Source organism: Nonomuraea sp. KM90 (genome assembly GCF_052246675.1).
In the GTDB taxonomy this organism is placed as follows: Bacteria; Actinomycetota; Actinomycetes; order Streptosporangiales; family Streptosporangiaceae; genus Nonomuraea.
The window spans coordinates 71,037-78,995 of the sequence record NZ_JBQQCB010000046.1 but is presented as its reverse complement, the minus strand read 5'-3'; the positions used below and the strand labels follow the sequence as shown (position 1 = coordinate 78,995).

At 74.7% G+C, this 7,959-nt stretch carries 6 protein-coding genes; 4 read left to right on the top strand and 2 right to left on the bottom strand.

Annotated features, from left to right (window positions below; translation table 11 throughout):
- Positions 1-2,472: CHAT domain-containing protein (locus ACTWPW_RS34375; RefSeq protein ID WP_443171065.1), on the top strand; the 2,472-nt coding region annotated here is incomplete at its 5' end.
- Between the two features lie 151 nt (positions 2,473-2,623).
- Entirely contained in the window at positions 2,624-3,784 is a 1,161-nt protein-coding gene (locus tag ACTWPW_RS34370) for an Ig-like domain-containing protein (RefSeq protein WP_443171064.1), read from the top strand.
- 190 nt (positions 3,785-3,974) lie between these two features.
- Here the strand turns inward: ACTWPW_RS34370 and ACTWPW_RS34365 are convergent, their stop codons facing one another.
- Positions 3,975-4,640, bottom strand: coding sequence for a response regulator (locus tag ACTWPW_RS34365; RefSeq protein WP_443171063.1), 666 nt, complete (start codon positions 4,638-4,640; stop codon positions 3,975-3,977).
- Positions 4,637-5,773 (bottom strand): sensor histidine kinase, encoded by a 1,137-nt coding sequence (locus ACTWPW_RS34360; protein ID WP_443171062.1) that lies wholly within the window; start codon positions 5,771-5,773, stop codon positions 4,637-4,639. The genes ACTWPW_RS34365 and ACTWPW_RS34360 overlap by 4 nt, the downstream gene beginning before the upstream one ends.
- A 153-nt stretch (positions 5,774-5,926) precedes the next feature.
- On the opposite strand from ACTWPW_RS34360, the gene ACTWPW_RS34355 reads away from it, so the two are divergent.
- Together ACTWPW_RS34355 and ACTWPW_RS34350 are read left to right on the top strand one after the other, a co-directional pair.
- Complete coding sequence (locus ACTWPW_RS34355) at positions 5,927-6,340, top strand: hypothetical protein (protein ID WP_443171061.1); 414 nt, start codon at positions 5,927-5,929, stop codon at positions 6,338-6,340.
- Positions 6,337-7,938, top strand: a complete 1,602-nt coding sequence (locus tag ACTWPW_RS34350) for a multicopper oxidase family protein (protein ID WP_443171060.1) — start codon at positions 6,337-6,339, stop codon at positions 7,936-7,938. The genes ACTWPW_RS34355 and ACTWPW_RS34350 overlap by 4 nt, the downstream gene beginning before the upstream one ends.
- The last annotated feature ends 21 nt before the right edge of the window (positions 7,939-7,959 follow it).

Below are 7,959 nucleotides of genomic sequence, written 5' to 3'. Positions count from 1 at the left end.
TCGCTGCGCCGGCTCCGCGAGGCGGTCGAGCTCGGCAATCGCTCCGGCTCCGGCCTCGTCGCGGCCGAGGCGCGCATGACGCTCGCGTTCGTGCTGAACGTGCGCGGCAAGCCGGGGCCGGCGCTGGGCGAGATCGACGCCGCGCTGACCGCCCTGAACGGGGTCGCGTGGGCGCGGGCGCAGGCCCAGCGGGGGGCGATCCTGACCCAGCTCGGCCGGCTGGAGGAGGCCCACGAGAGCTACCAGACGGCCCTGCCGATCCTGCGTCACGCCGGAGACCACCTCTGGGTCCAGCGGGTCCTGCTGAACCGGGCCATCGTGCGCGGTCGCCGGCAGCAGTTCGCCCGGGCCGAGGCGGACCTGGCCGAGGCGGGCCGCATCTGCGTCGAGCACGACCTGGGGTTCAGGCTGGCGTTCGTGCTGCAGAACCACGGCTGGATCAAGGCCGTGCAGGGTCACGCGCTGCCCGCGCTCCAGCTCTTCGAGGAGGCCGAGCAGCGGTTGCGGGAGCAGAAGGCGCAGGTGGCGTGGCTGCTGATGGACCGTACCGACCTGCTGCTCTCCCTGCGGCTCACGGCCGAGGCCCGCGAGAGCGCGCAGGCGGCCGTCACCGCGTTCGAGCAGGAGCGGCGCCGGATCGGACTGCCGGAGGCGCGCCTGATGCTGGCCCAGGCGCTGACGCTCGACGGTGATCCCGACTCGGCGCTGCGCCAGGCAGGGCTCGCGGTCCGCGAGCTCACCCGGCAGCAGCGGCCCGGGTGGGCGGCGCTCGCGCGCTTCACCGCGCTCCAGGCCCGGTTACGGCGGGACGGGCCCGCGCGGATGCCCCTGGCCAGGGTGGAGGAGCTGGCACGGGCCCTGGCGGCCGCGGGCTGGCAGACGCCCGCGGCCGAGACCGGCATCGTGGCGGGCCGGCTGGCACTGGCGCGTGGCCGGGCCGGGCGGGGCGAGCGGCAGCTGGCCGAGGTGAGCGCCCGGCGCCGCCGGGGGCCCGCCCGGCTGCGGGCGCTCGGCTGGCACGCGGAGGCCCTGCTCCGGCTGTCGGCCGGGAACCGGCGCGGGGCCGCGCTGGCGGCGCGTACCGGGGTCAGGATCCTGGCCGAGCACCATGCGACGCTGGGCGCCACGGACCTGCGCGCGCACGCCGCGGCCCACCGGGTCGAGCTCGCCGAGTTCGGGCTGCGCCTGGCCCTCGAGGGCGGGCGGCCCCGTCAGGTGCTCGAATGGGCCGAGCAGGGGCGGGCCGGCCGGCTCACCTCCAGCCCGGTCCGGCCGTCCGCCGATCCGGCGCTGGCCGCGTTGCTGGCCGATCTGCGGCTGGTCATGGGGGAGATCAGGGACGCCGCCGGCCGCGGCGTCCCGGCGGGGCTCGTGCAGCAGCAGGTCGCGCTGGAGCGGCGGATCCGCGATCACCGCAGGACGCATCCGGCCGGAACGGGCCATGGCCGGTTGCCCGGTGTCAGCGTCGCCCGGCTGGAGGCGGCGCTGGGCGAGGCGGCGCTCGTCGAGTTCGTCCACCTGGACGAGACCCTCCACGCGATCACGCTGGCGGGCGGACGGCTGCGGCTGACCGGCCTCGGGCCCGCCGCCGAGCTGCGCGACGCGCTGGCCTTCCTCCCGTTCGTGCTCCAGCGGCTGGTCAGCCTCCGCACGCTGGAGCCGAGCCGGGTGGCGGCCCGCTCCCTGCTCGCCGACATCACCTCCCGCGTGGACCGAGTGCTGCTCGCCCCGCTGGCCCGGCTCGCCGGCGACCGGCCGCTCGTGCTGGTGCCCACCGGGCTCCTGCAGTCCGTGCCCTGGTCACTGCTGCCCTCCTGCGCGGGGCGCCCGGTGACCGTCTCTCCGTCCGCCGCCCTGTGGCAGGCCGGGCGCGACCGGCCCGCCGGTCGCGGGGGCGTCGTCGTGGTCGCCGGCCCCGACCGGGGCGGCACCGACCTGCCCGGGGCGTACGAGGAGGCAAGGGGCGTGGCCGCCCTCCACGGCGTCCCGCCGATGCTGGGACCCGGCGCCGGCGTGCGGGACGTCATGGCGGCGCTGGACGGTGCCGCGCTCGCGCACCTGGCGGCCCACGGGCGCGTCCATTCCACCAACCCGCTGTTCTCCTCGATCCTGCTGTCGGACGGCCCGCTGACGGCCTACGACCTGGAGACCCTGCCCCGCGCCCCCGAGCTGGTGGTCCTCGCGGCCTGCGACGTCGGCCGGTCCGCCGTGCTGGCCGGCGACGAGATCCTCGGGCTGTGCGCCACCCTGCTCGCCCAGGGGACCCGCCAGATCATCGTCCCGGTGATCTCCATCCCCGACATCGGGACGGCGCCCGTCATGATCGCCTTCCACCGCCTGCTGGCCGCCGGCAGGACGGCGGCGCAGGCGCTGGCCGGCGCCCAGATGTCGGCCTCCGGCGGCCCGGCCGCGCAGGTCTCGGCCAGGTCCTTCGTCAGCCTGGGCACCGACGGGGCGCTCACGCCCGCATGAGCGCCATCCTTCGGTGCCGGCCTGCATGGGCGAGGCCGATGCGGGCAGGAGTCCCGCCGAATCTCCGAAAACGGTCTAATGTGAATGATTGCCTACAAGTCAGGCGCGGGAGGCATCGGCGATGCGGAACGGCCGGACCAGCAAGATACTCGTGAGCACCCTCACGGCGGCGCTGCTCGTGACCGCCGGCTGCACCTCCTCGGGCGGCGGCGCCGGGGAGCCGGGCGCGTCCCCGCGGACCCAGGGCCCGGTGGCCAGGCTGTCGATCACGCCCGCCGACGGGACGAAGAAGGTGGCCCCGGACACCGGGATCAGCGTCAAGGCCACCGGCGGGCAGGTCACGAAGATGACCGTGGCCGACGCCAAGGGTCGTACGGTGAAGGGATCGGTGGGCGCGGACGGGATGTGGCGGCCCCAGTGGCCACTGCGGCCCTCGACCGCGTACACGGTCAGCGCGCAGGCCACCGGCACCGACGGCAAGCAGGTGACGGGGGAGTCCACGTTCACCACGCTCAAGCCGAAACGGGTGCTGGACAGCGGCATGTCGCCCCTGGACGGCGAGAAGGTCGGCGTCGGGATGCCCGTGCAGCTGCTGCTCTCGCAGCCGGTGACGGCCAGGAAGGACCGGGCGGCGGTCGAGCGGTCGCTGGTGGTGCGGATGTCGCAGCCGGTCGAGGGCGCGTGGAGCTGGGTGAGCGACCGGGAGGTCCAGTTCAGGCCGCGAGAATACTGGCCGGTCGGCCAGAAGGTGACGGTCGTGGCGCACCTGGCCGGCCTGCGGGCCGGGCCCGGCCTGTGGGGGACCAAGGACCGCAGCCTGACCTTCACCGTCGGGCCCGAGCACATCACCAAGGTCAGCGCCGCGACCCACCGGGCGGTCGTCCGAAAGGACGGCGAGGTCGTCAAGACCATCCCGGTCAGCCTGGGCAGGCCGGGCGACGACAGCTACTCCGGCGTCATGATCGCCCAGGAGAAGGCCGCGGACATCGTCATGGACTCGGCCACGATCGGCGAGCCCGGCGAATACCGCATCAAGACGAAGTGGAACGTCCGCATGACCTACAGCGGCACCTTCTTCCACGCCGCCCCCTGGTCCACCGGCGCGCAGGGCAGCTCCAACGTCAGCCACGGCTGCGTGAACGCCAGCCCCGCCAACGCCCGCTGGTTCTACGAGTTCACCCAGCGCGGCGACATCATCGAGGTCACCGGCACCTCCAGGAAGCTGGAGTTCGGCAACGGGCCGACGCCGTGGGCGAAGTCATGGGAGGAGTGGCTGGCCGGCAGCGCACTGGGCGAACCGGTCAATGGATAGCACCGGTCGGGCGCTTCGCGCGGGTACGGAGCGCGGGGCGCAGACTGGGAGGATGACACCGGCGTCGAAGGAAGGCGTTGTGATTGCGGGTGCCTGCTGACGGAACCGGCCGAGGGCTGTTCCGGCTCCCGGCCATGGCCCTGTGGCTGCTGGTCTGGCTGCTGAACGCGTACGAGTTCCTGGTGGCCTTCTAGGCGCTCGTCCCGGGGACGACCAGGCTCGATTCGTACGCGAAGACCACCAGCTGGGCTCTGTCGCGCGCCCCGAGCTTGATCATCGATCTGCTCACGTGGGTCTTGGCGGTGGCGCCGCTGATCACCAGGTGCGCGGCGATCTCGTCGTTCGACATGCCCTTGGCGACCAGGGTGACGATCTCCTGCTCGCGGGCGGTCAGCAGGTCCAGCCCGGGGGAGGCGACGGGGCGGGGCGGGGTGCTGACGTACTCCTCGATCAGGCGGCGCGTCACCGAGGGGGACAGCAGCGCGTCGCCGCGGGCGGCCACTCGCACCGACTGCAGCAGGTCGCCCGGGTCGATGTCCTTGAGCAGGAAGCCGCTGGCGCCGGCCCTGAGGGCGGCGAAGACGTACTCGTCGAGGGCGTAGTTGGTGAGGATCACCACGCGTACGGCGTCCAGGTCGCGGGAGGCGCCGATCCTGCGGGTGGCCTGGATGCCGTCCATCAGCGGCATGCGCACGTCGAGCAGCGCCACGTCCGGCAGCAGCCGCCGGGCCAGCTCGACGGCCTGCGCGCCGTCGCCCGCCTCGCCGACCACCGTGATGTCGTCGGTGAGCTCCAGCAGGGCCTTGAAGCCCGCCCGGATCAGCGGCTGGTCGTCGGCCAGCAGCACCCTGATCATGCGGCGACCCGGACGGGGAGCTCGGCGCGGACCGCGAAGCCGCCGCCCTCGCCGGGACCCGCGGTGAGCGAGCCGCCGACGGCGACCGCGCGCTCGCGCATCCCGATCACCCCCATCCCGGGACTCATCCCGGGGCCGGGGACGGGACCCGGCTCGCCGTCGTTCTCCACCCGCAGCACGACCATCGACGGATCGTACTCGACGGCCACCGTGACGGCCGCCGCGCCCGCGTGCCGCAGCACGTTGGTCAGGGCCTCCTGCGCGATCCGGTAGGCCGCCCGGTCCACGGCCGGCGGCAGCGCGTACGGGTCGCCGGAGACCGTGTGCGCCACCCGCAGCCCCGCCCCCTCGGCCCTGGAGACCAGCCGGGGCAGCTCCGACAGCCCGGTCTCGACCTCCTCCGGGTGGCGCAGCACGCCCAGCGTGGAGCGCAGCTCGCGCATCGCCTCGTGCCCCGACTCCTTGATCGCCGCCAGCGCCTCCCTGACCCGTTCCGGATGCCGCTCCAGCAGCTCCATGGCCAGCGCGGCCTGCACGTTGACGACCGAGATGCTGTGGGTGAGCGAGTCGTGCAGCTCCTGCGCGATCCACAGCCGCTCCTCGCCCGCCCGGCGCAGCGCGGCCTCCTCCCGGGTGCGCTCGGCCTCCTCCGCCCGCTGCTCCACCGCCCGCAGGTACGCCCGGCGGCCCCTGATCACCTCGCCGGCCACCACCATCGCCACCAGCCAGCCGCTCAGCAGCGTCATCGAGTTGCCGGCGGCGGGATCGGCGGGCGACAGCGCCATCAGCCCGTACACCGCCCCGGCCAGCGCCACCGCCAGCCAGATCGCGGCCCGGCGGCGGCCGAGCACGGCGAGGGTGTAGATCGAGGCCAGCACGGGCGCGGCGGCGAACACGCCCGGGTAGTGGGCCGCGTAGTAGACGACCCCGCAGGCCGCCGCGACGATGCCCGCGGCCAGCGGGGCGGTGCGCCGGAAGGCGAGCGACAGGGCCGCGACCGTGATCAGCGTCAGGCCCAGCGGGTCGAGCGGCCGCTCGAAGGGCCCGGTCCACGACAGGTTCGCGTACGTGCCCGGCACGATCGCCACCAGGGCGCCCAGCGCGACGAGCGCGTCCATCTTCCGGGGGTTCATGCAGAACAAGGTAGGCGACCGCGTTCAGACCGGGCGTCATCCCCCGGTCGTACGTTCCCGGCTCAGGACGTCCTGCGTACGACCCCGGGAGTACGCGGGGAGGCCCTCCCGCGTGGGATGTGACCAGGGGCTCCTCCTTGGAGCATGTCGGCCATGACCTCCTTGAACACCGCACCGCCGCCCGGCTGGATCGTCTGGTCGCTGCGGGTCCTGGCCGCCGCCCACCTGACCGGGGTGCTGGCGCAGGCCGTGCTCGCCGGGCTGTTCGTCACCGGCGACGTTGACCTGCTGACCTGGCACCGGGACAACGCCGGCGTCACCCACAGCCTGCTCTACCTGCAGCTCGTGGCCGCCGTGCTGCTGTGGCGGCCGGGCCGGGGGCCGCTGTGGCCGGCGCTGGCCAGCCTGGGCATCGTGGCGGCGGAGACGGTGCAGGTGGTGCTGGGGCAGTCGCGGCTCGTCGCGCCGCACTTCCCGCTCGGCATGGCCGTCTTCGGCCTGTCCGCCGCCTTCACCGCCTGGGCCTGGCGCGCTTTCCGCACTCCCGCCGCCGCGGGCGCGGCATGAGCGCGGGCGTTTCCCGGCGGGCGTTTCTCGGGGTGCTGGGCGCGGCCGGGGTCGCCGCCGTCGCCGGGTGCGGCGGGCCGCACGAGAGCGCGGGGGAGCTTCTGACCAGCCGGGCTCCCCTGCCCGAGCCCTTCACGGTCCCGCTGCCGATCCCCGGGGCCGCCCGGCCGGTACGTCCCGGGCACTACGAGGTGACGCAGCGGGTGGCCGCGGCGGAGATCCTGCCCGGCCTGCGCACGGAGGTGTGGGGCTACGGCGGCACCTTCCCCGGCCCCACGTTCGAGCTGCGGCGCGGCGTCCCCGTCACGGTCAGCGTGCGCAACGAGCTGCCCGTGCCCACCTCCACCCATCTGCACGGCGGCGTCACCCCGCCCGCCTCCGACGGCTACCCGACCGACCTGGTCGTGCCGGCCGGCCACGCCCCGCACCGCGGTCACCCGGGGGAGGTGCTGCACCAGGTGGTGAAGGACTACCGCTACCCGGTGGAGCAGCGGGCCGCCACGCTCTGGTACCACGATCACCGCATGGACTTCACCGCGCCGCAGGTGTGGCGGGGGCTGGCGGGGTTCGCGCTCGTCCGCGACGCGGAGGAGGACGCGCTGCCGCTGCCCGGGGGCGAGCGGGAGCTGCCGCTGCTGATCTGCGACCGGGCGTTCGAGGAGGACGGCTCCTTCCGCTACCCCCAGGCGTACGGCGGCGACCCGGCCGCCCACGGCGGCGGGACGGCCGCGCACGGGGCCGCCCACGGCGGCGGGCATGGCGGTGGGCACGGCGGTGGGCATGGCGGTGGGCACGGCGGTGGACGCGGCGGTGACTGGCAGGCGCTCGACGGCGACTACATGGAGGGCGTCGAGGGGGACGTGATCCTGGTCAACGGCGCGCCCTGGCCGGTGGCCGAGGTGAGCGCCACCCGCTACCGGCTGCGGCTGCTGAACGCCTCCAACGCCCGCAGGTACCGCCTCCGGCTCACCCCCGGCGGCCGGTTCATCCAGATCGGCAGCGACGCCGGCCTGCTGGCCGCGCCCGTGGTCCACGACACGATCCCGATCTCCCCGGGCGAGCGCTACGACGTCGTCGTGGACTTCTCCGCGTACCCGGTGGGCACGGCGGTCACCCTGGTCAACACCCTGGCCGGCGGCCCGGCCGGGAACGTCATGCGCTTCGTCGTCACCCGCCGGGCCCCCGACGACAGCGCCGTCCCGGCCCGCCTGTCCCGCCCGCCGGACCGGCCGCGCGCCGTCACGACCCGCGCGTTCGACTTCCGCAGGACGGACGACCTCTGGACGGTCAACGGCCACCCCTACCGTCCCGGCGTCCCGCTGGCCCGCGCGCGCCTGGGCACCGCCGAGGTCTGGCGGCTGACCAGCGACTTCCACCACCCCGTGCACGTGCACCTGGCCCACTTCCAGGTGCTGGCCAGGAACGGCCGGCCGCCCGCCGCGACGGACGCGGGCTGGAAGGACACGGTGGACGTGCGCCCGTACGAGGTCGTGGACGTGCTCCTGCGCTTCGACGGCTACCGTGGCCGGTACATGCTCCACTGCCACAACCTGGAACACGAGGACATGGCGATGATGGCGGACTTCGAGGTGATCTGATCGGCCCAGGACCCTCCCGAT